The organism is Pedobacter sp. FW305-3-2-15-E-R2A2 (genome assembly GCF_038446955.1).
Classification (GTDB): domain Bacteria; phylum Bacteroidota; class Bacteroidia; order Sphingobacteriales; family Sphingobacteriaceae; genus Pedobacter.
Genome location: NZ_CP151803.1, coordinates 5564523 through 5591299 on the forward strand (window position 1 = coordinate 5564523; position 26777 = coordinate 5591299).

Consider the following 26777-nt stretch of genomic DNA (forward strand, 5'->3'; position numbering starts at 1 on the left):
TTAGGTTTAATCGCTATAATTAATTTTTTTCTTCTGTATTTTAGTTTGTTACAATCAGCCATAGATTTTCCGCATAAGGCTCAGTCCGGAACAAGTATTATGATACTTTTTAAACGAAAGTCTGCTTTTTTGCGTTTTTATTGTATACCTTGAAAAAAAGAGCCAAAATGATGATATACGGAGTAAAAGTTGGATTTTCAGAAATAATGATCATGATGATGGGCTTAATTATACTTTTCCTGGTGATCAGGGCCTTCATTTTTCAACCCAGAAGTTAAGTTAGTATTTGAGCTGCCCATTGCAGACATCATTAAGAGAGTTTCCAGTCAGAAATCGGAACTGTCCTATTCAGTTCCTTTTATTATTGTGACTCAATAGAGGGACAGGCCTAACTTAGGAATAAACAGCCCTAATGATCCGAAGGCAGCTCTTTCCGTTTCGTAAAAACGTAAATCAGATAAAACAACGCGGGTAAAATAAAAATACTTCCAATCAACAACGCATAGGCAAGAGAATCTATAGTCTTCGCTTGTCCCTGATGGGTCAGCAAAGAAAGATTTGCTCCATTCTTCAACATCACGATATCCGGAAAATGGCTGTAAGTTGCAGCAAACAAAATCATGGAAACCTGAAAACCAGCCAGCAGCCTTAACATGATCGGCTTGTCACGCTCCAAAATAAAGAACATGACTACCAATGAAATACTGGCAGCGATAATGGCAATCAGACCGGGAGTATCTCCAAAGATCCAGTTAAACAAAGGAATCTGTTCCAGGTAAGCGGCAAGGAAGACCAATGCTCCACAGCCCATTACAATAAAAATCGTTCTCCGTGCTTTTCTGGTAAAGTGTTTTCGGTCGCTTTCATTATCGGTCTGCCCGATGATAAAGATGGTGGCTAAAAATCCGCAAATGCTCACCGTAAAAATTCCGACCGCTATAGAAAACCAGTTGAGCCAGCTAAAAACATAGGCCGATAAAAAATCATTTGCCAAAAGGTCTATCCTGCCCGAAACTGAACTTGCCGCGATTATTCCAAGAAAAAAGGGGGTAATCAGACTGGAATACACAAATATCGGCGTGTACAACTTCTGCATGTCGTCTTCTACGGCATCGTAATTTCTAAAAACAAAAGCGGTTCCACGGGCAATAATGCCGAGCAACATACAAACCAGCGGAATGTGCAGGTAAACAGAAACCGTAGTATATATTTTAGGAAAACCTACAAAAAGAATCACAATAGCAATGATGAGCCACATGTGATTGGCCTCCCAGATTGGCCCTATTGCCTCATACATGGTTTTCCGGGTTCGGTCCTTATTTCCTTTGGAGGTAAAAAGCTCGATAATTCCTGCCCCAAAATCAGCCCCCCCTAAAAGGATATATAATAAAATGGCGGTCCAGAGAAAAATAATAACAACGTAGATCATAGGATTAGCTTTTAGGAACTTTAGTGGAAGAATCGTATAACTTACCCACCATGGTAATCTGGCGGTACAACAACAAACTCACAATTACCGCAAGCGAAATATATACTGCTGTAAAAAGGTAAAAAGAATAGGCAATTCCCGGCATTGGGGTTACGGCATCGGCAGTCCTCATGACCCCATGAATGATCCAGGGTTGCCGTCCGACTTCAGTAACGGTCCAGCCGGCCTCCAGCGCGATAAAGCCCATCGGAGTAGCGATCACAAATAATTTCAGCAGCCAGTTGCTGCTCAGCCATTGTTTCTTTTTCCAAAGGGCAATAAAATACAACACTGCAAGGCCAACCATAGCCATTCCCAGTCCAACCATGATCTGAAAGGCATAATGGGTTACGCCTATTGGCGGCTGGTCTTCTTTAGGTATACTGTCGAGCCCCTTTACTTCGCCATTAAAATCACCCGTTGCCATAAAACTGAGTAATCCAGGAATTTTGATGGCATAATCCACTTTTTTCCCGGCAGTATCCGGAATCCCTCCGATAATCAGGGGGGCATTTCTTTCGGTATGAAAATGGGCCTCCATGGCGGCAAGTTTCGCTGGCTGACGCTTTGCTACATCTTTAGCAGAGATATCGCCACTGATGGGCTGTAAACAAGCTGCAATCGTTCCGAATACCGCGGCAATCTTAAATGCCTTGCTATGGAAAGCTATATTTTTCCCCCGAAGGATCATTAAGGCATGAACTCCGGCAACGGCAAAACCTGTAGATACAAAAGCAGCCACCGTCATGTGTAATGCCTGAGAGAACCAGGCGTCGTTAAACATGGCCTTGATCGGATCGATATTCAGGTATTGTCCGTCTATATAATCAAAACCTGCCGGACTGTTCATCCAGGCGTTTGCGGCCACCACCAGAATTCCTGACAATAGACCGCTGATGCCAACCACCACGCCTGTTGCCCAATGAAACCAGGGATTGATCCTGTTCCAGCCATACAGGTAAAAGCCAAGGGCAATCGCTTCAATAAAAAATGCCGTTCCCTCTAAAGAGAAAGGCATTCCGAATATGGGGCCTGCATGTTCCATAAATTTGGGCCAGAGCAGGCCCAGTTCAAAAGACAATACGGTTCCTGAAACTGCCCCGGTGGCAAAGAAAATCGCCACACCTTTACTCCAGGCCTTCGTGACATCCCGGTAAACTACATTTTTGGTTTTAAGCCAGTAAAAGTGAGCCAGAGACATGAAAAATGGCATCACCATTCCGATACAAGCAAAAACAATGTGAAAGCCAAGGGAAAAGGCCATCTGAAGGCGGGCAGCTAAAAAATCGTCCATATTAAGATTTTAATAAACGGTAATGGCTAAAAGAAATTCTGCGGGCAAAGTTAATGCTTAAAGACTGCAGAACATATTATTTCGGGATTAATTAAACATAATGAAGTAAAAAAACTCTACGATTAATTAGTATTATTACGATACTTTCGTATGTTTACAATATTATCGTAGACAAACCTCATTATTGAACCAAAAACCAACCACATGAAAAAACAAATCCTGTTAATAGGCGGCCTTACCGCATTACTTTTTGGCCCCCTTAAAGCCCAAAAAGCAGACAGCATCCGCGCAAAAGCGATTTACGGTTTTACGCATATTAAAGACACCACACAACGTGATAAGGCATCGAGCGAAGAAATGGTCCTTCTTCTCGGCACAAGAACCAGCGCCTACCTGAGCATGGATAAAATCCGGTTCGACATTCAACGTAAAAAAGACATTGAAGAACAGATCAAAAATTCTGTTCCGGGGAAGTTAAGCATTAACATCAAAGGCAGTCCGAAGAGCCTCACTTATGATGAGTTTTACCAATATCCTGCGGAAAAGAAAATCATCATCAAAAAAAGACTGGTCAATAATTACCTTGTCGAGGAAACACTTCCCGAAATCAACTGGAACATTAGCTCAGACACCAGTACAATTTCCGGCCTGAAATGTCAGAAAGCAACAGCCCGTTTTAAAGGCAGAGATTATACAGCCTGGTTTTGTCCGGATCTCCCTTTCCAAAGCGGACCATGGAAACTCAATGGCTTACCCGGATTAATAGTGGAAGCCCAGGATGCAAAAAAAGAAGTGGTCTTCAAGTTTCAGGGATTTGAGAAGGTACACAATACTGCTGCAGTAAAAGAAGAAGAACCGGAGTCGTCCATTGGCGGGGTCAGTATTGGTGGAAAGGTAAACATCTCCGGATTGAGCAGTGCCGAACTGTTGAGCTCTCCAACGTTTTATTTGCCAAAAGGCAGCATAAAAACCACACAAAAAGAATTTGATAAGCTGAGCGAGGCCATGAAAAAGGATCCCGATGGTTTCATCAATTCTTCAATGGCAGGGGAAGGACGCGTAGTAACCGGACAAAGAACAATGACTAAAAGTAAATTCATCACAGAGACGGTTAACAATCCTATAGAACTACCTGAGGTAAAATGAAATTAAGCATTCTCCTGATCCTTTCTTTGTTTTTGATGAAGCAGGGCATCGCGCAAAGTCAGATCCAGGGTCGCATTAAAGACCCTAAAGGCAAAGCCGTAAACTCAGCCACCGTAACCTTGAAAAGCGGGGATGGAAAGATCATTGCCTATACCCGCAGCGATGAACAGGGGGCGTATCAGCTTAAGGCACCAGCAGTGCTGACAGCTGGTTTTTCTCTTGAAGTGAGTAGCCTGGGCTATAAACGCGAAGTTCTCCTCCTCGCAGAACGGAATAAAAGTTATGATTTTGTGCTCAAGGAATCGGCCATCGACCTGCCAACGGTAGTCGTTAACAACAGGCCCAGACTAAAAGTAGATGGCGATACCCTGAATTATAAGCTATCGGATTTTAGCAATAAGCAAGACCGGGTATTGGGTGATGTCCTAAAAAAAATGCCTGGCATCGAGGTGGCTACAGATGGTAAAATCTCTTATAATGGCAAGAACATTTCAAACTTTTACATTGATGGAGACAACCTGCTGGATGATAAATATAACATTGCCACTAAAAGCATCCCCAAAGAAGCGGTAGATAAGGTTCAGGTGATTCAAAATGATCAACCGATCAAGATGCTCAGGAATAAGATGAACAGCGATGATGTTGCCTTAAACATTACTATAAAAGACGAGGCGAAAATCAAACTTATAGGACAGGCCAGTCTGGGGGCGGGCCTTCCCAATCGTTTCGATGAAAATATCAATGGCATGATGTTCAATAAGAAATACAAAGGCATCAATTACCTGAAAGGAAACAACGTTGGGAATGATCCGGCCAGAGAGCTCACTTCTCATAACTTTTCAGAACTCAAAGACCGCCTGAACAACAATAAACCAGGCGCACTCCTATCTACCGGAGCTGCCGGTGTACCCGACCTGCCCCAGAACAGGTATCTTTTTAACCGCGCTGCCCTGCTCAACGTAAATAACCTGTTTAACCTGAAAAAGGACATTCAGTTAAAAACAAATCTATACTACCTTTTAGACCGGCAACAAAGAGATTATGATAAATTTACGGAGTATTACCTGCCTTCGGGAAACGTGAGTTTTACAGAAAAACAATCCAATACTTCAAAACCAAATCAGTTCCGGGCACAGGCAAGCCTCAACATCAACAGAGAGAAATCTTACCTCAACAACACCTTCATCAGCAATTACAGCCCGATGAAGTATCAGGTGGGCTTAAACACCAATGGTATTCCATTCGGACAACAACTCCAGCAAAAGGCTTTTGACGTTTCTAACGAATTCAGTTACCTCAACACACTGAAAAATGGACATATCTATAACCTGTACTCCTACCTCAGTTATAGCAGCCAGCCGGAGAAACTACAGGTTAATTCGGGCTTAAATGAGGCCCAGCTGAACCAGGGAATTCCCTATTCAGCGATCATACAAACCAGCAATACCCCTGCCTTTTTTACCAATACCTACCTCTCCTTCAAAAAAGTATCCTCCGGAATTATCCAGACTTATAAAACGGGTTTTAGTTTCCAGGCGCAGCAATTAAACTCTGCACTAAACACCATCCAACAGGATTCACAAATACAACCGGCCGCGATCGATGCCTTCAACAACCTGAAATGGAAACGATCAAACCTGTATACGGAAGGATTATATGAATATGAAACAGAAGATGAAAAACTAAAGGCCAGCCTTAATGTGCCATTGAACTATCAGTACATTCAGTATCGGGATCCGGGCTATGCACTGGATCAAAAAATGAATAAGTTCTTTATAAGTCCAGGCTTAAGGCTCAAATATCAGACGGGAGTAGAAAACTATTTGCAGTTTTCTTATGCTTTAAAAAATGAACTGGGGACCATGGATGATGTCTACCGGGGGGCGATATTGAAAAATTACCGTAGCTTGTATGCCAACAACGCCCCTTTGTCTGCACAAAAGAACCATTCGGCAGCACTGAGTTTCAATTACAGAAAAGCCATTACGATGTTCTTCTTCAATCTGCAGGCAGGCTATAGCAGGATCAACCTGAATACCATATCTTCCAGCATCCTGACCAACAACCTGCAGGAACGAATCGTATTGCCTTACGACAACAACATCAGTGCCTATAATCTGGCCGGAAATGTCAGTAAGTATTGGTTTGAACTAAGAACGACCTTCAGCATGGGGCTTAGCTGGTCGCAAAGCAGGAATAACCAGTTTCAGAACAACACACTTCTCCCCTACAAAGCGATCAACAATGGCATAAAAGCAGGATTTCAAAGTAAGATCAGCAACAATACCAATTTAAACTATGCTATAAATTACAACCAGATGGAGAGTAAAAGCACAGCAAATAAAGAGGAACCTATAAGATATCAGCAAATCAGGCAACAGGCAGAATTGTCCTTTATGCCCTTCAATGATCTTTTCCTTAACTTATCGGCTGAGCAACTCTATACCAAACAATCCGGACAAGGCCGACTGAGTTATCTTTTCTCAGACCTCAGTGCCAGGTATAAAGTGAACAAGATCAATACCGATTTTGAGTTTGGGATCAGTAACCTTGGAAACATCAAAACCTATCGTGCAGTGTACCTGTCCAGCAATGCTTTTACTTCCGGTACTTATGAAATACCCGGTAGAATAGCGATGCTTAAAGCTACTTTAACTTTTTAAAGACTTTTGTATAAATACGAACCCCTTTGGTTTTTGGGTATTCATCCACCTTTTGGACATTTACACTTTCAATATCAATGGGGTTCAATTCCCTCATCTTTTCTGCCGAAACCTCTACATCGTCAATATAAATTTTAATGTCCGGGTCTTCCCCAATAAAGGTTGCCTGAGCAGGCTTTATGTCGCTCCTGTTTCCTTTAAGCACGAGCACTTTCACCGAATCTCTACTGGTTAAATGCATCGATCCAGCCCCCCTGGTTTTGAAAACCGCCATCCTTGTGATTACCGGAGTACCATCAGCATTGGTTTCTCCGGCATTAATCCGGCTGATTTTTATAGTAGTTAACCGTTTTCCTGTATCTGTTTGTACGATGCTTACAGGCGTTTCTATTTCGGCTGCATTGCTGATTTTTTGCGGTTCCGGGACAACTTTTGAGTTTGCATTTTTATTTTTCTCTTTCCCTTTAACAACGCGCTTGTTAAGTATTGCAGCTGATTTTTCAACCTTCGGAGCAGCTGACAATTTTGCACTGGTTTTAAGGGTATCCTGAAAACCAAGGTTTGCTTTTATCTCTGTTTTAAATAAGGTAAATGCGGTCGTCAGGACCAACAATACCGGTAACAAAAATACATATCTGATCAATTGAACGCCTGAAGATCTTTTGGAATTCATCATGATAATCCGTCTTTTTATTCCTGTGATATTGAAATTATTCATCAGGACCGATGGTGTTCCCACAGACACCGTGTGGATCATGCTGTATTGATACGCTTTACGGTCAATTCCTTTCTTCAAAATCTGCTGATCTGTGATAAATTCTACGTTTTCCTTAATTGCTTTTCTCATGTACCATACCCCGGGATTAAACCAATAAAAAACAGTGGTCAGCTCCGCCAGAAGAATATCTACAGTATGCCATTCTTTTACGTGTACCTGTTCATGCTCCAGTACGGCATCCAGTTCCGTCGGCTGATGAAGTTCGGGGTTCAGGTAGATGTTCCGCCAAAAGGAAAAGGTACTGATGTTTCCGTCCAGAAGACGAACATCATATGCGCTGATCTTTCCCGGAACAGAGTTTTGATGCACCCGATAAAGAGAGTAAAACCTGATCAGCATCCGGCCAGACATGATCAGCACACCTGCCCAGAAAATGATTCTGGCAATTAACCAATAATCAAAACTGGCCACGTCGGCCGCCGCAATATATAAAGTAGGTAAAACTGCTGCGATTGGTTTCAGTGCTTCCTCCTGTCCACCAAAAAAGACCGTAGGATCAACGAATGGATACAAAGAAGAAAACACGATTCCTGCCAGTAGGAAGAAACGATTAAGCGTATAAAAAGTAAGCTTCCGGAGAATCAGGTAGTAAGCCAGACAAAAGAGGATCAATCCAGCATTTACTTTCAACAGAAAAACAAAGAATTCAGGCATCACATCAGTTTTTAGGGTTTTCTATGAGGTTGATAATTTCCTTTAGCTCATCGGCGCTAATCTTATTGTCTTTTGCAAAAAAAGCAACGAGCTCCTTGTAAGAATTCTGAAAGTAATCATTCACAAAACCACTCATAAAGCGCTTTTTATATTCCGTTTCTTTCACCTTAGCACTATAACGGTAAGCATTTGCAAATTTCTCACTCTTCAAAAAACCTTTCCGTTCCAGGTTTTTAACGGTGGAAGCCAATGTCGTGTAAGGAGGTTTAGGCTCCTGCAGCAGCTCCATAAAATCCTTTATAAAGCCTGCACCAAATTGCCAAACGGCCTGCATGGCCTCTTCTTCCTGTATAGTTAACTTTTCCATAAATACGATATTATCGTAAATATACGAATTGTACGTTGACTTTATCAAAAATATTCTCCAGTCTGCCAGGACGGAATAGTCAACTTTAAGTGACAAAAATTAATCATTAGTTACAATCATCACCATTTAGAAATAACATTACATAGATTCACCACTCATCAATCTCATTTAATTATGATTCTAAAAATTGATTTCAACCGCAACAACTTAAAAATCCCGGTTTACGGGTTGGCATTCCTTCTCCTATTTTTTGCCCATGGCTGCAAAAAACAAAAACCATGGGGTGATTCTTTGCCAGAAGAAGAAAAGAAAGAACCTTTGAAGGAAATTCTGGTTCCCGTAAAAATTGAAACGGGAAAACTGGTCACCGAACTGAAGTACCAGGAAGGTAAATCCTTATTGAATGAGATCAGCTACCCTAATGGAGAGGTATGGAAAATCATTTATACGAAAACAGGTTATCCTCAGAGATTGGAACGGTATAAGAACAATAAACAACTCCAGTATTTCAGCTATGCATTGGACGCCGAATTCCGGATCAGCAAAATACAAAGGTGGAATAACGACAATGGAAATTTAAGTCTGGCGCATCAATATGTCCTCGGATACGATAAACAGTCCATCATCAGTACTAAAAAATATGATCCGCTGTCGAACCTCCTGGAAGAAGAAACCCGGGCTTATGCGACAGCAGGAAACCTGGAAACCACGACCAATATTAAAAAGAACATCAGCGAATCCCGGAGCTGGACTTACGACGATAAAAGCGGAATATTCAGTAATCTCCCTTATGCTGATTTGTTCTTTCTGGAAGAAGCATATGCTGAACTCAGCATGGGAAAAGGCAATCCTTTAAGTACTTCTTCCCTCAAAAGCCCATCAGAAAACAAAACGTTCAGCTATACTTATAACAGCAATGCCTATCCTTCAGAAATCGCCATAAAGAAGGGCAACAGCACAGAAACCATGAAAATCACTTACAAAATAATCAAACCGGGTATTACTTCTTCAACAGGCGTTCTGCCCTGAACAGGTAATCCACCGACTGCAGGATTTTGGCCTTTAGTTTAGGGCTGTAATCAGGATGTGCCTTCAGGAAATTGGTCACCACCTGAACGGCCTCCTCAGTCTGATAATTGCCAAAAGTAGCGGACAACCAGTTCTGCGGAAAGAAGATATCTCCGGTAGTTTGAATCTCTGACAGCATCTCCAGGCTCTTAGGCAAGTACTTCACTGAAGTAGCTTGTCGGAGCGGATGATGTAAATAATACAAGGCAACGCCAACATTAGATTCCTTTGCCCGATTTGATTTTAACTCCAGACTTTTAAAAAAAGCGTCCCGCTCTGCAGGAACAGAAGACACTGCCGGCATGATAAATTCGAAACGTCTCCTCCTGTCTTCATTGCTAATCCTGCCCAATTGTGCTTTCAAAATAGCTGAATTGTCTTCTTCCCGGAGTGCCAATGAAAATGCCAGAGCCGTATAATCATCTTCGGAGAGTTTCAGGCCCTCAGGCGCCTTCCGATCCTTCCAGATCTGATACAATTGACGCCCCGCTTCTTTAGATAAAAAGATATCCTGATAGGTTTTAAAAAGCAGCTTTTTATGGTTGGCTGAAGACTGATTGCCCATTGCTTTCCAAAGCGCCTTTTCCAGCGACGCAGCCCGTTGCAACCTTCCATCGGCATCGGTAAATTCCCAGAAAATCGTGGAAATATAACCGCTGATCAGCTTGAGGTTCAACTCTTCTTTTTCTTTGTCGAGTCCGGCAATGAAAAGGCTCAAAAGCTCAGCAGGCTTTACAGACCTGCCGTTCAACATGTTCTCATATAAAGAGATATAAGCTGAAGCACGGTCTAAAGGTTTATTAATGGCATAAAGATGTTTAAACATTCCCGGATCCACAGGCCATAAACCATAGCCCTGACCAGAAGAATTGAACTGCACAAATAAAGGAACATCCATCCCGATAGCAGCTTTCAGTTCCACCTCTGCGGCATTCAGATTTACCGTAAATTCTTTCACCGCGCCTGGATAATGCAAGCTGACTTCAAAAAGCTGCGGCCAGATTTTATCTTTTCCGTATTCCGGTTTTTGCTGAATGCTAAACCTGCTGATTTTATGGTCTTTCTGTTCCAGAACATAATCTACAATAGGTCTGCCGGTATCATTTACCCAAACCTTGTTCCATTCCTGTAAATCCGCATCTGCATATTTATCCAGAATGGCAATCAGGTCAGGCCAGGAAGCATTGCCATTGGAAAATTTCTTCAGGTACTCCCTTACCCCCTGCCGGAACTTCTCTTTTCCCATCAGGCGCTCCAATTGCCGCATCATGATCGGCGCTTTATGGTAAATGATATTGCCATAAAGCGTTCCGGCATCTTTTAAATTATCTAAATCCTGTCTGATGGGATTCGCACCAATACTGCGGTCCACTCCATAAGCAGCAGGGAAATGGTCTACTAAAAATTTAAGGTCAAACACTTCCTTTCCAGTGATGGCTTCCGTACTCTTATCTGCCATAAAATTGGCGAAAACTTCCTTCATCCAAACATCTGTGAACCAATTCATCGTTACCAGATCGCCAAACCACATATGCGCCGTTTCATGGGCGATGAGGTTATTTCTGGAATTCCATTGGTCTTTTGTTGCTCCTGCATCAAGAAATAAAGCAGATTCTTTATATTGAATTGCACCTACATGCTCCATTCCTCCAAACTGAAAATCAGGAATAGATACAAAGTCAAACTTTTGAAATGGATAAGGAATTCCCGTCCATTCTTCCAGGAATTTCAGCGAACTTCCATGAATACTGAACACTTCCTTCAGGCTATGGTTGATCTTGGCGGTATCTGTTTCCCGGTACAAAAAGTTCGCTTTCAGGTGATCCATCTCCCCTTTCGCAGATTTGAATTTACCGGCAGCAAAAGCAAAGAGATAAGTACTGATCGTATCAGAGGTTTTAAAATGATATGTTTTACGTGATCCTGCTAAAGTTGAGTCTTTTAGTCCGCCATTGGCAATCGCTTTCCAGTCGGCGGGAACTTTCAAGGTTAACGTATAAACGGCTTTCAAATCCGGCTGATCAAAACAAGGAAATACGGTTCTCGCCCGGTCTGGGACAAATAAAGTATACAAATAATCCGAATTCCGGTTCAATGCACCATCTCCTGCAGTAAATTCCAAATCAACTACATTTTCTCCAACCTTTAAGTATTTAGCCGCGATTATGATGTGCTCATTCACATGCAAAAGTTGAATCGGGACACCGTTCACCGCAATGCTTTTAAGCTTCGCCGGATCTTCTTTAAAATCAAGACTTATCGAATATTTTTTTGATTTCAATTGAAAAGAAACCTTCTCCACAGCGCCGATTTTCTGATCCTTTTGAGCAGGAATATCCAGTTCCAGCTGGTAATGAACTTTACTGATGGCTTCCTTTCTATGGTTGGCAAGTTGTTGGGAAACTCCCTTTTCCGGATAGACAACCGAGGCAGACTTTATTCCTGAACAGGAAACCAGAACGGCAGCAAATACCGGAAGAATATGACGTACATTAAGCATTTGGCTAAAATAGGGAATGATTTTCTAATTTATCTGTCAAGTTTAAGAACAAAGGATAGATATCACTGAAATAAGCATTCTTTAATGTAATTTAGTAGCAACAAAACTTAAATCAGATGAAAACATCATTAAAAACGGTACTGATTCTTGCATTAGCAGTATCATTAAACACGGAGCTTCAGGCCCAGGGCGTTAAATTGCCACAGGCGAGTTCTGCTCAAACCATCACACAAGGCTTTGGATTAGGAAAAGTGACGCTCTCTTACTCACGTCCAAATACAAAAGGCCGCAAAATTTTCGGAGCAATGGAACCTTTTGATAAGGTTTGGCGTACCGGAGCAAACGGAGCAACCTCCATCACTTTCAGCGATGCAGTAAAAGTAGGTGGTCAGGAATTAGCTGCCGGAACTTATGGCTTATTTACCATTCCTGGTAAAGATGAATGGACGGTAATATTCAACAAGGACTCCAAACAATGGGGTGCTTATGAATACAAAGAAGCGGAAGATGTATTGCGCATTAAGGTTAAACCAGTGAAACTTAAAGAAAAAGTGGAAACCTTTACCATTCAGTTTGCCAACGTTCTTCCGACCACTGCTCAGATACAACTGGCCTGGGAAAACACTGGGTTAAACATCGACCTGTCTACAGAAATTGATGCACAGGTAATGGCAAGTATTGATGAAGCAATGAAAGGCGAGAAAAAACCTTATTTCGCGGCAGCACAATATTACTATGAAAATGGTAAAGATCTGGATAAAGCCTTAGAATGGGCCAATGCAGCTGAAGCAGCAGATGGAAAAGCACCATGGGTAAAATTATGGAAAGGCCGTATTCAATTGAAAAAAGGTGATAAAGCTGGTGCTATTGCAACCGCAGAAGCTGGAATCAAATTGGCTACAGAAGCTAAAATTGAAGAATATGTAAGGTTAAACAGCGCATTATTGGCAGAAGCTAAGAAATAAGCTTAACCGTATTTTATAGCGAAGTGGCTATTTAATGAATCCCTGTTGTACTTACGACAGGGATTTTTATATTTATATTCTTTTTGCAAGTAGATATTTTCTTTTTGACTTTAAACTTTCTATTAGTCTAATGGCCATAAATTCAAGCATAGCACCTTCTTTTTTCTCCTCCTGTGTAAAACATTCCAAATACTGCTTTTTATCTACCTGGTTAATAAAAATAGGGGAAAGCCATTTTGCAACAAAATCAGATTCATAAAAATCCGCGCAATCCTGCCATTACCATCCCCAAAAGGATGTATTTGATTTAAAAACACAAAATGAAACCGCGTTGCTATAGTCAGTGGGTGGCTTTCAATACTCCTGGAATTTGCATTTTTTAAAGCTTGATTTTACCTATGCTTCGAATAATCTTGAGGGTAATAAAATATCCCACGGACAAACAGTACAAATTTTAAAAGACTTCGTTAGCCCAAAGGATGCTGCAGTTTCCGATTATCTAGATATTTTAAACCATAAAAAGGTTCTGGATATTGTCTTCGAAAACTATGCATCAGAGCAAATCACTGAAGGTAATATCAAAAAGCTACATAAGGAGTTAATGAAAACGTTGCCCAATGGGGAGATGATGTACATTATGATCCGGGGAAATATAAAATATTCGAAAACCGTACGTATAGATCAGATGGCAAGGAACATTTGTATGCAGAGCCGGATGAGGTATCATCTGCTATGGCTTCGCTGATAAAGGAAACAAATGAACCTTTACCTTATCCAAATATTCTTCATCCCAAGGCTCGGGATGAGGTTCCAGCTTAAGAATTTGTTTTTGAAGTCTGTTTATGGTTTTAAATTGATCTTCTATTCCCATTTAAATAAACTTTACATCATAATCAAAGCCTCTGGTTTTAATTTTGTGAAGCCATCTTCTGTAAAGATTTTTCCCAATTACCATTTTACCATCCCTGACACCTAAAGTCTCCCCAACAATAAAATTCCTCAGGTCCTGACGATACTCCTTCCTAAGATCAGTAATAAGAATTACATCTTTCTTTTCCGGCAACTGAATTAATGTATTTATTCTTCTGGAAATACGATCTATTGGGTTCATAAAACACGGTACAACAAAATGCAATTCAAAAATACCTAAAATATGTGTTTATTACAAAGGAAGGTATTTTTAGTGCCCTGGCACCCACAACAGTTTTTTTATTTGACCACCTTTGGTTTATCTTTTCCTATGATTTGCTGTAGGATAACCGCAACCAACACCACCAGCAAACAGCCAATCACGTTGAGCCATAAATAGGCCACCCATTTCTGCTGGCCAATCAGGATCACCGCTGTTTCTGCTACGATGGCAGCCAGGAATACGGCCCTTCCATTCACCTGCTTCAGATAGAAAGCAACCAGGAATACCCCCAGGATAGTCCCGTAAATATAGGAGCCCAGAATATTCACTGCTTCCAGCAGGTTCCCGATCTTACTGGCATACAATGCCATAATGATACAGACCACACCCCAGAATACGGTTGCCCATCTGGAGGCCTGCAAGTACTCCTGATCAGACCCCTTTTTCCGGATTAGCCGTTTATAAATATCGATTACCGTAGTCGAAGCCAAAGAGTTCAGTGCGCTGGCGGTAGAACCCATGGATGCCAGAAAGATAATGGCGATGAGTAAACCGATCAATCCCTTTGGGAGGTATTGCGTCACAAAACTGAGAAAGATATAATTGTTATCATTGATGTCTGCGGTTTTATCATTTTTGGTCATCAGATCTGTCACCTCTTTCCGGATGCCTTTACCTTTTTCATCCGCAGTTTGTAAAGCCTTCCGCTGAAGGTCTATCTCGGTTTTATTGTCCTGATCCAGGGCTTGGTTCATCTTATTAACCACCAGCTGTTTTTCTTTAAAGGCCAGGTCATAATCGGCTTTTAACTTATTCAGCTCCGGATTATATTCACTTTTCTCGAGCTTATTCAGTTCAAAGCTGTTGAAGAAAATAGGTGGACGGTTGTATTGATAAAACGTAAAAACCAGCACGCCAATCAACAAAATAAGAAACTGCATCGGGATCTTTACGAGTCCATTCATCAACAAGCCCAACCTGCTTTGATTGACGGAAGCGCCAGACAGGTAACGTCCCACCTGACTTTGATCGGTTCCAAAATAAGAAAGCTGCAAGAAGAAACCGCCAATCAATCCAGACCAGATCGTATAAGGGTTTTGGAAATCAAACTTAAAATCAATGGCATTCGTTCTCCCCATCTTTCCGGCAATACTGAGTGCTTTACCAAAACCGATATCTCCCGGCAATAAATGAACCACCATAATGCCCGCAGCAAAAAGTCCGCAGAAAATGATGCTCATTTGCAGCATCTGAGTATAGGATACGGCCTTCGTACCGCCATATACCGTATAAAAGACCACTAAACTTCCAATAAATAATGTGGTATAAGTGGTGTTGATGTCTAAAATCGTAGAAAGAATAATCGAGGGGGCATAAATGGTAATCCCGGTAGAAAGCCCTCTGGAGATCAAAAACAGAAAGGCCGTTAATGCCCGGGTATTTAAATCGAACCTTTGTTCCAGAAATTCATAGGCAGTGTATACTTTCAGGCGGTGATAGATCGGCACAAAAGTGATACACAATACAATCATGGCTAAAGGCAAGCCGAAATAAAACTGCACGAAGCTCATTCCCGAGGAATAAGCAAGACCCGGTGCAGACAGAAAAGTAATGGCACTGGCCTGCGTAGCCATCACCGACAGGCAAACATGGTACCAGGGTAAACTTTGATTGCCCAACAGGTATCCCTGAATATTATGAGCCCCGCGACTCTTATAAACTCCGTAAACGACAATCACGACCAAGGTGAGGATCAATACCCCCCAATCTACACTACTCATTGAAAATATTTAGTAAATGCATAAAAAATCAGGATCAGGAAGATCAGCCAGCCAATCAGGAAACGATAAAAGACCCTGTAATTCTCCATTATTTTTTGTTCGAGATTAAATTAACAAACAGGCGGAAAGCCCCCGGCACACCGGCAGGCAATTGTCTGAAGAAAGCAAGAGAGGTATAAACAAACCTTCCTTTGCCATAATCAGCAACAATCAGAGATCCGTTCTTCGCTGATTCCCCGGTATCGTGCATCTCCAGAATCGAAGTGTATTTTGGATCAATATCCCCAGCAAAGTACAAGCCTCGCTCCTGCACCCAGCCCTCAAAATCTTTAAGACTGATTTTATTCGGATAGTTCAACACCGGATGATTTGGTGCCAGCAAAGTTACTGCCGCATCTTCCTCCGTTACCCGGTCTCTGGACAAACTAAAAGGATAAGGTCCGATATCATTCCTTTTCAATGGTGAGTTCACATTGTACTGAACGAGCAACACACCGCCATTCTCCACATATTTCATCAGCTTAGGCTGCATCGCATTGAGCTGTTCATTGATGTTGTATAAACGAACCCCGGTAACGATGGCATCAAAAGCAGAAAGATCTCCATGAATCACCTGTTGCTCGGAAAGCAGCTGCACCTCAAAACCAATCTGTTTTAAAGACTCCGGAACGAGATCCCCTGCTCCTGCAATAAATCCGATCCTTTTACCTGCAATTTTCAAATCAGTATGGTCTATTCTTGCCTCCGAAAAAGGGAATAAGGTCTGCACCGGAATGTGATCATAGCTCAATACACGCAAGCCCTGATGAAAGCTTTTGCCATCCACCATTACATTTAAGGCAAAATCTCCACCAATTGATTTAGCAGAAGGACTCAGCTTAAAGGACAGGCTTTGTTGTTCTCCTTTTTTACCCAGCTTAAAATCAATCTTCTCCGGACTGATGCTCCATCCTGAAGGGAGTTGAGGAATCAATGTTCCGGCAACCTGATCGCGAAAGCTTTGCAGCTCAATAGAAATGGTTTTACTTTCATTTCCATTAAACAGAAATGCTTTCTCCCCAATGGTGGCTGTCACCGGAGGAGCAATCACCAATGGCTGGTATACTTCTCCTTTTACCGGGTCGGTAAATTTATAGATCACCGGGTATTTCTTTTCTATGGTCTGATCACCGATCTTGATTTTGAAGATTCCATTGACCAGCGCATGGTTTTCAGGAAGGCCAATCAGGGACAATTCATCCACTTCATAACTGCCTTGTTCATGCTTTTTTGCCAACCAGTAAGGCTGACTAAGCTGATCAGTACTGCCAAATATTTTACGGTCCATCGCCATCATCCTGTTCGGAGAAAGATCGGCCTTCACCTTACTTTGCATTTCCTGAATATTGATGGAATATGGAAAATCTTCTTTTACCCTTGCAATGGCCTGAATTTTCACCGTGATGGAATCATTAACTGCATAAGCAGGATTTGAAGCCGCTACTTCTATCCAGATTCCTGAACAAGCCAAAATGAGATCATCCAACAACTCCTGTTTGAAAGGTTTTCCTTTAACCAGCTCACGTAACTTTAAAAGTTTGGTTACCGAAGCGGAAGGGTTTGAAACCTGATAAGTCGCATTGATATCGTTTAACAATTTCTGAACTTCAGACATGCCGGAGTTTCTGTTTAAAGTAAAATCGATTCCCTCAAAGAGGTCTGATTTCGCTTTTTCACCAGCCACAGGGCTAAAATATTCGATTGCGGACCCCCGCTGTCTGGAAGATCCAAATCCCTGGCTCTTATGGTTAGACCTGCTTTCTGCGGCGATCTCTCCATAACCTTTGCCAAGCAGCGCATTATACGAACCTACATCAATCTTCAGCTGATCTTCTGAAGTAGTATTGTTTCCTCCAAAATTAAAGGTATTCCAAACGATGCGTTTTGCCTGCCATGGTTTCACAAAAGCAAGTTGCTCCGGAAATTGTTTAGGGTCTGCAGCGGCAGCAAAAGCTTCCCGCGCGAGTATGGCAGAACCAGAATGATGGCCATGTCCGGCACGGGCATCTTCAGGAAAACGGGTAATGATCACATCGGGTTGAAACTTACGGATCACCCAAACCACATCGGAAAGGATTTTTGTTTTATTCCAGATCTTAAAACTTTCTTCCGGATTTTTTGAGAAACCAAAGTCGTTGGCCCTGGTAAAGAATTGTGCCGCACCATCCATTCTCCGGGCAGCAAGCAATTCCTGTGTCCGGATCAGGCCTAAGAGTTCAGCCTGTTCTGTACCGATCAGGTTCTGTCCTCCATCTCCCCTGGTTAGGGAAAGATAACCTGCCTTTACCTTTTTTTCTTTAGCAAGGTAGGCCAGTAACCGGGTATTTTCATCATCGGGATGCGCAGCGATATACAATACGCTCCCGCTCACATTTAAACTTTCTAAGCCTTGCTTTATCTCCGCAGCGTTGAGTGTTGGACTGTACTGTGCCTTGATCAACAGAGGAAACACAGCGAGCAATAAAAACAGGTATTGACGAAATTTCATAAACAGATCTTAATGCTCGAATGTAAATAAAACATCCCCAATCTGAAACTTAATTCCGTCAATATCCGTAACAATCCTGAAAAAGACGACTCGTCTTATAGGAGAATCTTGCTGCTTACTTCTTTATCAATGGTAATAAATCCGGGATATTTCACCAATGTTCCACCAACTTTGAAACTTGGTCTGATTTTTAAAGTCAGAATTCCTTTTTTCTCTCCACCATTCTTATTGCCTTGTAGAAATTCAGTGATTTCACTCATCACTTTACTATTGGTTACAAAAGGATAAATGTTCGCAATCATGTCCAATGGAACTGTAGTCGATTGCCCGGGTTGAATGTTTACTTCCTGATTCACGAATCCATTTACAAGCTCCTGTCTGTTGATCAGGATTTTATATTCAAACTCATTGATCGCTGCTGCATTTGAAGTCGGATTGGTAATTTCCAGGTTTAACCTTGCCTTTAATGGGATGTCTTTCCTTAACAACCCCAACGCCAACCCCGGAAGACTTCCTAAATTGAGGTCCTGGTTGTTTAGCAGCTTTTTAACATCGGTACCTGCCAGAGAAATCTGATCAGCTGAATGTATTTTGTAAGTACATTTTTCCAGCGCTTTTATTTGGCTGGCTTGATTGCCAATACCACAACTCTGAATAATAATTGCCGTCAGGCAAAGGAAAATGATCTTTTTCATGATATATCTGTTGTTTTCTTTGTGTGCAGATTTAAAGGTACAATAATAGCGCCATTTGTTTATTTCCTCCCCGTTCCCCCGATCGAATTTATAACCTGAAAAATTTCCTGCTTTGATTTTTCAAATATCTCCCCTCCAAACTCTTCATTATCCAGTGAAATGGTGCTGACGTCTTTTATACCCATCATTCCGAACACGAACTGCAAATACCTGGTTTGAAAATTCATATGCTCATTTTTTTCATCCTCCCCATAGCCTGTATCACCTCTGCTGGAAAGGATGTACATCTTTTTGTTTTCAAGCAAGCCAACATAATCCCCGTCCGGTTTACCGGACCGGAACTTCCAGGTTTCATTGATCCGCATCACCTGATCAATATAGGATTTCAATCCACTGGGGATAGACCAGTTATACATAGGAGTTCCAATGACATAGATATCATGCGCTTTCAATTCCAGAACCAACTCGTTGCTGAATTGCAATGCGGCCTGATTTTCAGCATTCTTGTCCTCTGATTTTAAAAAGGCACCTGCAATCCATTTTTCGTCAATGGCTGGTACAACTTCAAGTCCGATCTCCCGAAGCGTAAAACGATCTTCCGGATACCTGCTTGTCCAGTTGTCCATAAATAACTGCGTCAACATTCTGCTATATGATCGTTCCTTTCTGACACTTGCATTAATAATGAGTATTTTTTTCATCTGCTTTAAATTTTAGGAAAGCAAAATTCAGCATAACGAACCTCAAAAATATTGACCTAGTTCAATGTCTTTTTCTTTCTTCGCCTGATCCTGCTTAAAAATTCAGCAGAGATTCCCAGGTAGGAAGCGATGAGGTATTGCGGAATTTTGGCCGCAAGTTTTGGATAACCCTGTAAAAAATCTAAATACCGGTGTTCCGCATTGTAGACATTATTCATTACAATCCTCCGCTGCAAAGTACCCAGATAACTTTCCAAAATGATTCTGAAATATCTTTCCAGAACAGGAATTTGCGCTAGCATCCTTTGGAAAGAATCAAAACTGATCTGCAAGAGTTCGGTTTTTTCCAATGCCTGAATGTTGTATATGGAAGGTTCCTGTTTGCGGAAACTCTCGATATCTGTGGCCCACCAATCATCTGTTGCAAAATAAAGAATCTCCTCTTGTCCGGTATCCACGTTGATATAGAATGCTTTCAGCGTTCCGGAGATGATGTAATTATCTGTACGGCAAACCTCCCCGTTTCTCAACAGATAGTCATTTTTATTCAGCACCTTTTTCGTCCAGAATGAATTTAAAAGCAGGACCTCCTCTTCGCTAAGTTTGACCTGCTTCGATATGTTAGCGATTAATTTATAGGTTGAGCTCAAATTGATCCTTAATGGCATTTTCAGGTAAATCTATAAAATTCCCTGCTGAAAAGCTGCTGATGTATAGAGAGATCAACCTCATTTATCTGGAGGTTGATCTGTTTTAAGGTCTAACCTTTAAGTTTTTTATACCTTAACAAGGCCTCCAGGAAATAGTAATCTGCATAGATCAAAGGAACATCGATCTCCGAAGTATGAGGAATACTCCCCACAGAATGCTTCAGAATAAATCCTGCATTCGTACCCGGCTCAGCGAGATAAGGTGCCTTTGATAAAGAATTGATCATTTGCTCTGCCTGCTGATAGTACAGTTTTCCACCTTTCCCCAAATAGGTACTCAGTTCAAAAAGCGCAGAGGTCACTACCGATGCTGCAGAAACATCACGGGGAACAACAGCAAACTTAGTGGCATCATAGTTCCAGTCCGGCTGATACCCCTTTTGGTTCACATTAAAGTCCCAGTAAGGAATCTTGTCTTTTGGAAGGTTGCTGTTTTTCAAATAGAAATCAGCCATTTTCCTGGCAGTCTCCAAAAAACGCTTGTCTTTGGTTTCCCGGTAAACCATCGTAAATCCATAAATTCCCCAGGCCTGTCCCCTTGCCCAGGTCGAATTATCAGAATAGCCCTGATTGGTCTGGCTGTTCAGAACCTTACCCGTCTGCGCATCATAATTGATCACATGATAAGAACTGTAATCTTTTCTCACATGGTCTCTCATCGCATTTAAAGCGTGACTAACCGCAATGTCTTTATACTTAGGATTGCCGGTTACTTTCGAAGCATAGAACAGCAATTCCAGGTTCATCATATTGTCAATGATCACCGGATACTTCCACATCGTTTTCTTATCCCATGACAGCTTTGGATTCCAGGACTTGATAGAACCGACTTTTGCATCATATCTGCTGCATAACGACTCCGCCGACTGGATCAGGATGTCCTTGTAAGCAGGATTATTTGTTAAACGCAAGCCATTTCCATAACTGCAATACATCACAAAACCTACATCATGATGTACCGTATTGTATTTTCCTTCTTCCAATGCCGCAGTCCATTGCTCTGCCGCAGCTTTCCATTTCGCATCACCGGTATATTCATATAAATACCATAGCCCTCCCGGAAAAAAACCTCCGGTCCAGTCGTGCACATCTGTATATTTCACAGATCCGTCCGGATTGGTCGTACGCGGAAAAAGTTTCAGATCCTTAGCCGTTGTCAGCATTTGCGTGTATTGCTTTTCTGCTACGGCAAAGTCTTTCCCAATCAGTTCTGTTTTAGGGGAGAACCATAAAAAGGAAGAAGCGCACACAGAAAGTGCCAATGCCGAAGCCAGCAACAACGGCTGTTTTTTCTTAATTAAGTTACTTAGTCTCATTTGATTGTTTTATAAGGTTATTATGGTGTGTTACCAGCCTTTATTGTTTGGAAGCAAGAGTTTGTTCACCGAAGTTTCGTACAATGGAATCGGGAACAGGAGATGTCTGACATCCACATTATTTCCTCCCATCGCAATGTATTTGAAACTTGCCGGAGCTCCTGCAGTGACGTCCGCAGCTGTCTTCTGCAGGTTACCCAGGTACTCTTCCCAGCGGATCAGATCTGCCCTGCGCAAAGCCTCAAAGCAAAGCTCTTTCTCTCTTTCATTCTTAATTACGATGCGAAAGGCATCTTTTGAAGCCGTTTGTGTCGCTGTTAAAGCCTCATCTCCCGGAGTCGAAATTGTTGCACTGGCTGCCGCTCCTGTTCCTACGCCACCGGAAATGGTCACTGTAGGGATGGAAGTGTAAAAAGCACCAAAATCGGTAATGTTGACCGCTGTAATTTTACCAGCAGCAATGGTCACCGTAGCAGTAGCATTTCGGCTTGCCCCCCCACCTGTAATCGTGACTACCGGAGGGTTGGTTGCAAGATATCCGGTCCCGCCATCAGTTACGTTAATGGTTCTCAATTGTTCGCCCGACAGATTCTTGCCGAAAGCCCGTTTCCTTAGCAAGTTTACGGCATTGATACCTTCAGCACCGGGCCCGTTTACTTCATTATCCGCCTCAGCAAGCATCAGCAGGACATCTGCATACCTTAACAATGGGAAATTTTGAGGGGTATAATTCTTCTGTTTCTCCAGCAACTCGTATTCTCTTCTGAATTTACCTGAGTTTCGCTGATAGATTTCTGCAGCAGTCCAGTTGATCCGGGTGGTCGTTGCGCCGCTATATTTAAATGGTGCAATGGCCCAGTCCCTGCGCAGGTCTCCGTTCTCATATAGCTTGAACAATCCTGGCGTTGCCCCTATAAATCCATAGCTGTATCCTTCTTTTTCATTGCTGCATAAAATACCATTGTTGTTCCCAACTCTTCCAGCTTCGGTATAGGCATTCCCGATACGGTTTCCCCAGAACTCCACTTCCCAGATGCTCTCCTTAGTGTCGTACTTATCCTGCGCATAGTTGATAAAAATCTGTTTGTAATCGTTATTCAAAGCATGACCAGCAGGACCTGAAACGACTTTTTTAGCCCAGGACAACGCTTCCGCATATCTGGAAACATCTTTCAAAGGATATCCTGCCATATACAGGTTCACCCTGGCCAGGATTCCCTGCACGGCACTTTTGCTCACACGACCTCCAAATCCAATTTCGTTAATGGATTTCACCAGACCTTCGGCCTTCGTCATATCCGTAAGAACCTGGTTGTAGACTTCCCTTGCAGGAGTTCTGGCCACATCAGTCGCAACAATAGAAACGGTAGGTTTCAGGATCAACGGTACATCTCCCCAATTGCTAACGAGCAAAAAGTGATAATATGCCCTTAAAAATAAGGCTTCCCCCTCAATCACCCCCCGCTTTGTCTCGTCCATCAACGGCTTTTTAATATTGGCCAATACCAGGTTTGCCCGCTCGATTCCCTGATAAAGCGATTGCCAAAGCAAGCGGATATCGGGATCAGAGGAATCAAAGTTCAATACCTGTGTACCCGTCGCCTGAGCACTCCTTTGGTAATAACTTTCATCGGTAGCCGCAGTGAGTCTGGTAAAGATGGAATTTCCGTACACATTCTCACTCCCCATAATGTCATAGACGCCGGTCAGCGAGTTGTTCATCTGCGCCTCAGTTGCATAGTAATAATCCGGAGATAAGGTGTCTGTTGGTTTGGTATCCAGGAACTTTTTACAGGAAACACTTCCGGTAACTATAATGAGAAGTAATAAATATCTTAACGCTTTCATTTGATCAGATTTTAAAATTAAAATGAAGTATTGATACTGAACACAATTGCCCTTGCCCGTGGATAGGCCGAATAATCGAAACCTGGTGTCAGTGCAGAGTTCCTTACGGAAACCTCCGGATCCATTCCGGAATAATTGCTGAAGGTATAGAGGTTCTGCCCTGAAACGGAAGCCCTCAGGCTTTTTAGATTCAGCCTTTTCAACACATCCGCTCCAAAATTATAGCCCAATGAAACGGTCTTTATCCTTAGAAAAGAGCCATCCTCCACCACACGGGAAGAGTAAACCCTTGGCCCCTGCCCTTTTACCCTGTTCAATGTATTGCTTGGATTTTCAGGTGTCCATCGGTCCGCATAATTCGCGTATTGATTCAGGTTGGTTTTGTCGAGCATATTTCCCTCAAACAACATTCTGTTGGCATTATAGATGTCGTTTCCATAAGACCATTGCAGAAAAATACTCAGGTCAAAGTTTTTATAATTGAAATTATTGGTTAAACCGCCTACATGTAAGGGCTGACCTCTGCCAATCACCGTCTGGTCTTTGGTATCCACAACATTATTCCCATCCAGATCTTTGTACTTTACGTCACCGGGTTTGATGGTACTTCTAACATTTCCATTATTCGGCACATTGTCTTTCAAGGTATACACCCCCGGACTGCCTTCGTTAAAATCGCTAAACTGATAGATACCATCAAACTGGTAACCATAGAACTGTCCGATAGGTTGGTTTACCCTGGCGATGTACAATGGAATGCCATTGTACGAATTCTCCCAAGCCAGGGAAGTGGTTCTGAAATCTTGTCCCTGATTCAGGGCCAGGACCTTAGAACGGTTAAAGCTGATGTTAAAACTCGTTGACCATTTAAAATCTTTATGGTCTATATTCCTGGTATTCAAGGTAAACTCCAATCCCTGGTTCCTCACCTTTCCGATGTTTTTAAAGGCGCTGACGTATCCTGTGGTATAAGGAAGATCGGCATCCAGCAACAGGTCGTAAGTGGTTTTGCGGTAAACATCTACCGTTAGTCCGATCCGGTCTTTAAACATGCTCAGGTCGTAACCGATATCTGCCTGGGAAGTACTCTCCCATTTCAGGTCCGGATTTCCAAAAGCCAATGGTACTGCTCCGGGATTGATGGTATTGTTAAAACCGTAAGAAGCGCCGATCGGTAAGCCCAATACAGAGAGGTAAGAGAAATCTCCAACCCTGTTGTTTCCGGTCACTCCATAGCCAACCCTCAGCTTTGCATCATTTATAAAAGTCAGCTTTTTCAGAAAATCTTCATTGCTCATTCTCCAGGCCAAAGAGCCGGAAGGAAAATAGCTCCACCTGTTGCCCGCCATAAATTTAGAAGAACCATCGGCGCGGAAAGAGGCACTCAGGAAGTATTTTGATTGGTAATCGTAGGTCACCCTGCCCAAAAAGGAAAGCAGTTTACTGTTGGAACTTACTGCCGTTACCGGCTGTGGAATCCCTTCATCCAATCCATCGAGTCCCAGCGTTTCGTTTGGCACCTGCGTAGCAGACAATCCGTACCTGGAGAAGCGGTCTCCCTGAAAAGTAATGCCTCCTAAAACGTTCAGGTTATGCAGCTTATTGATGCGCTTTGCAAAGGTTAAAATGTTCTCATTTAACCAGCTGCTGTTTTGGTTATAAATCATGGAGCCATTTACCCCGGTTAAACTTCTCGGTCCGCCGTAATAAGTCTGGCTGTTATAGAACACGTCATTTCGGCGCAGGTTATTGGTAATCCCTCCGGAAACTTTTAAAGTCAGGCTCGGAGTAAACGCATACTGTGCATAAGCATTGGCACGTAAGTTATTGGTGGTGGCATTCCTCAATTCATTTTTTGTGGAGATCACCGGATTCACGCGGTAATCATTGGAACCATCCACTCCCGGATCAAAAAGCTGGTCGATTAAATCACCACCGCCGGTTCCCGAAGCAGGCCGGTATCCCCATACGCTATACAGCAGGTTGTTCGTTGCCGAGTTGGTTCCTGAACTGGGAATCGTTCCGCTGGTCTTGATATTGCTGTAATCGAAACTTCCAAACACCTTTAGTTTAGGGCTGACTTCCTGTGTCAAAGACATTCTTCCCTGATAGCGGGAGAAGCCTGAATTGATGATGATGCCATCCTGATCATTGATCGATCCGGAGATCACGTATTTCGTTTTATCAGTTCCACCGGTCAGGGAAATGTTGTGTTCCTGTGTAGGTGCCGTTCTATAAATCTGACTTTGCCAGTCCGTTCCTGTCATCCCCCTATAAGAATCAAGGGTTTTGCCATCTGTAAAATACAAAAGCGGCGTATTTACCGGATCTACCTCCTGCTGAAGTCGCACAAACTCATAAGGATTCATCAGCTCCAGCTTTTTGATGTTTTGCTGAAAACCCACCGTCCCGGTATAGGAAATCACAGCTGCCCCGATCTTACCGCTTTTGGTGGTAATCAGGATCACTCCGTTTGCGCCTCTGGCACCATATATCGCCGTTGCAGAAGCATCTTTTAAGACTTCAATAGATTCAATATCCGCCGGATTGATGGCGTTATTATTGGCCGTTTCAATGGGAAAACCATCGATCACATATAAAGGAGAATTGTCCTGGGTAATGGAATTCTGGCCACGTATGACAATGTTAAAGGAAGAACCTGGCTGCCCGTCATTGGAAGCAACCTGTACCCCTGCAACCCGACCTGCCAAAGCTTCGTCAAAAGATTTCACGGGTGCTTTTTGAAGGTCGGCCATATTCACACTGCCTACTGCTCCGGTCAGGTCCCTTTTCCTGACGGAACCATAGCCAATCACCACGACATCATTCAGCACTTTGCTGTCCTCGGCCAGGGTCAGGTTAATCACACCTTTATCGCCCACCGCAATTTCTCTCTGCAAATATCCGATATATGTAAAGACCAGGGTGGTGCTTCCTTTTACAGGAACCTGGATCGCATACTTTCCATCTTTATTCGTTGTGGCACCTCCCTTATTTCCTTTCACTAACACGCTTACGCCTATTAAAGGAAGTCCGTCTGTACGGTCAGTGACGATGCCTTCTACCCTCCGCATGTCCTGGGCAAAGCCTGCACAGGCACACATCATGCACATCATAAAAAAGTACATTTTTTTCATACTCAGTAAGTTTAGATTTGGTTTTTA

18 protein-coding genes are annotated in these 26777 nt (G+C 42.5%); 4 read left to right on the forward strand and 14 right to left on the reverse strand.

Annotated features, from left to right (window positions below; translation table 11 throughout):
- Window positions 1-409: 409 nt before the first annotated feature.
- Together AAFF35_RS22555 and AAFF35_RS22560 are read right to left on the reverse strand one after the other, a co-directional pair.
- Window positions 410-1429 carry a cytochrome d ubiquinol oxidase subunit II gene (locus tag AAFF35_RS22555; RefSeq protein WP_342328806.1) on the reverse strand — a complete coding sequence of 340 codons (1020 nt, stop codon included), beginning with the start codon at window positions 1427-1429 and terminating at the stop codon, window positions 410-412.
- A 4-nt stretch (window positions 1430-1433) separates the two neighbouring features.
- Entirely contained in the window at window positions 1434-2762 is a 1329-nt protein-coding gene (locus AAFF35_RS22560; RefSeq protein ID WP_342328807.1) for a cytochrome ubiquinol oxidase subunit I, read from the reverse strand.
- Window positions 2763-2966: 204 nt separating this feature from the next.
- Between AAFF35_RS22560 and AAFF35_RS22565 the strand changes: the two genes are divergently transcribed.
- Together AAFF35_RS22565 and AAFF35_RS22570 are read left to right on the forward strand one after the other, a co-directional pair.
- Window positions 2967-3908, forward strand: a complete 942-nt coding sequence (locus tag AAFF35_RS22565; RefSeq protein ID WP_342328808.1) for a GLPGLI family protein — start codon at window positions 2967-2969, stop codon at window positions 3906-3908.
- Window positions 3905-6571 (forward strand): carboxypeptidase regulatory-like domain-containing protein, encoded by a 2667-nt coding sequence (locus tag AAFF35_RS22570; RefSeq protein ID WP_342328809.1) that lies wholly within the window; start codon window positions 3905-3907, stop codon window positions 6569-6571. The genes AAFF35_RS22565 and AAFF35_RS22570 overlap by 4 nt, the downstream gene beginning before the upstream one ends.
- Here AAFF35_RS22570 and AAFF35_RS22575 read toward each other — a convergent pair.
- Together AAFF35_RS22575 and AAFF35_RS22580 are read right to left on the reverse strand one after the other, a co-directional pair.
- Window positions 6555-8003: a M56 family metallopeptidase gene (locus AAFF35_RS22575; RefSeq protein WP_342328810.1), complete on the reverse strand. Its 1449-nt coding sequence runs from the start codon at window positions 8001-8003 to the stop codon at window positions 6555-6557. The two genes, AAFF35_RS22570 and AAFF35_RS22575, sit on opposite strands and share 17 nt — an antisense overlap.
- A 4-nt stretch (window positions 8004-8007) precedes the next feature.
- Complete coding sequence (locus tag AAFF35_RS22580; RefSeq protein WP_073233275.1) at window positions 8008-8370, reverse strand: BlaI/MecI/CopY family transcriptional regulator; 363 nt, start codon at window positions 8368-8370, stop codon at window positions 8008-8010.
- A 174-nt stretch (window positions 8371-8544) separates the two neighbouring features.
- On the opposite strand from AAFF35_RS22580, the gene AAFF35_RS22585 reads away from it, so the two are divergent.
- Window positions 8545-9399, forward strand: coding sequence for a hypothetical protein (locus AAFF35_RS22585; RefSeq protein WP_342328811.1), 855 nt, complete (start codon window positions 8545-8547; stop codon window positions 9397-9399).
- On the opposite strand, the gene AAFF35_RS22590 is transcribed toward AAFF35_RS22585, so the two are convergent.
- A complete protein-coding gene (locus tag AAFF35_RS22590; RefSeq protein WP_342328812.1) occupies window positions 9371-11938 on the reverse strand; it encodes a M1 family aminopeptidase in 2568 nt (855 codons plus the stop codon). The genes AAFF35_RS22585 and AAFF35_RS22590 overlap by 29 nt on opposite strands.
- Before the next feature lie 116 nt (window positions 11939-12054).
- On the opposite strand from AAFF35_RS22590, the gene AAFF35_RS22595 reads away from it, so the two are divergent.
- Window positions 12055-12903 (forward strand): DUF2911 domain-containing protein, encoded by an 849-nt coding sequence (locus AAFF35_RS22595; RefSeq protein ID WP_342328813.1) that lies wholly within the window; start codon window positions 12055-12057, stop codon window positions 12901-12903.
- A gap of 871 nt (window positions 12904-13774) precedes the next feature.
- Here the strand turns inward: AAFF35_RS22595 and AAFF35_RS22600 are convergent.
- From AAFF35_RS22600 to AAFF35_RS22640, 9 genes are all read right to left on the reverse strand, one after another.
- Window positions 13775-14014 (reverse strand): hypothetical protein, encoded by a 240-nt coding sequence (locus tag AAFF35_RS22600; RefSeq protein WP_342328814.1) that lies wholly within the window; start codon window positions 14012-14014, stop codon window positions 13775-13777.
- A 98-nt stretch (window positions 14015-14112) separates the two neighbouring features.
- Window positions 14113-15816, reverse strand: coding sequence for a sodium:solute symporter (locus AAFF35_RS22605; protein ID WP_342328815.1), 1704 nt, complete (start codon window positions 15814-15816; stop codon window positions 14113-14115).
- Window positions 15817-15904: 88 nt separating this feature from the next.
- The gene (locus AAFF35_RS22610) at window positions 15905-18343 is read right to left on the reverse strand and encodes a PIG-L family deacetylase (protein WP_342328816.1); all 2439 of its coding nucleotides are present in this window, start codon (window positions 18341-18343) and stop codon (window positions 15905-15907) included.
- A 95-nt stretch (window positions 18344-18438) separates the two neighbouring features.
- The gene (locus AAFF35_RS22615; protein ID WP_342328817.1) at window positions 18439-19038 is read right to left on the reverse strand and encodes a hypothetical protein; all 600 of its coding nucleotides are present in this window, start codon (window positions 19036-19038) and stop codon (window positions 18439-18441) included.
- 59 nt (window positions 19039-19097) lie between these two features.
- Window positions 19098-19739, reverse strand: a complete 642-nt coding sequence (locus AAFF35_RS22620) for an NAD(P)H-dependent oxidoreductase (protein ID WP_342328819.1) — start codon at window positions 19737-19739, stop codon at window positions 19098-19100.
- 56 nt (window positions 19740-19795) lie between these two features.
- On the reverse strand, window positions 19796-20407 hold the full coding sequence (locus AAFF35_RS22625) for a Crp/Fnr family transcriptional regulator (protein WP_342328820.1): 612 nt from the start codon (window positions 20405-20407) through the stop codon (window positions 19796-19798).
- Between the two features lie 92 nt (window positions 20408-20499).
- Window positions 20500-21765: a glycoside hydrolase family 88 protein gene (locus tag AAFF35_RS22630; RefSeq protein WP_342328821.1), complete on the reverse strand. Its 1266-nt coding sequence runs from the start codon at window positions 21763-21765 to the stop codon at window positions 20500-20502.
- Between the two features lie 30 nt (window positions 21766-21795).
- On the reverse strand, window positions 21796-23613 hold the full coding sequence (locus AAFF35_RS22635) for a RagB/SusD family nutrient uptake outer membrane protein (RefSeq protein ID WP_342328822.1): 1818 nt from the start codon (window positions 23611-23613) through the stop codon (window positions 21796-21798).
- 17 nt (window positions 23614-23630) lie between these two features.
- Window positions 23631-26750: a TonB-dependent receptor gene (locus AAFF35_RS22640; RefSeq protein ID WP_342328823.1), complete on the reverse strand. Its 3120-nt coding sequence runs from the start codon at window positions 26748-26750 to the stop codon at window positions 23631-23633.
- Window positions 26751-26777: the final 27 nt, after the last annotated feature.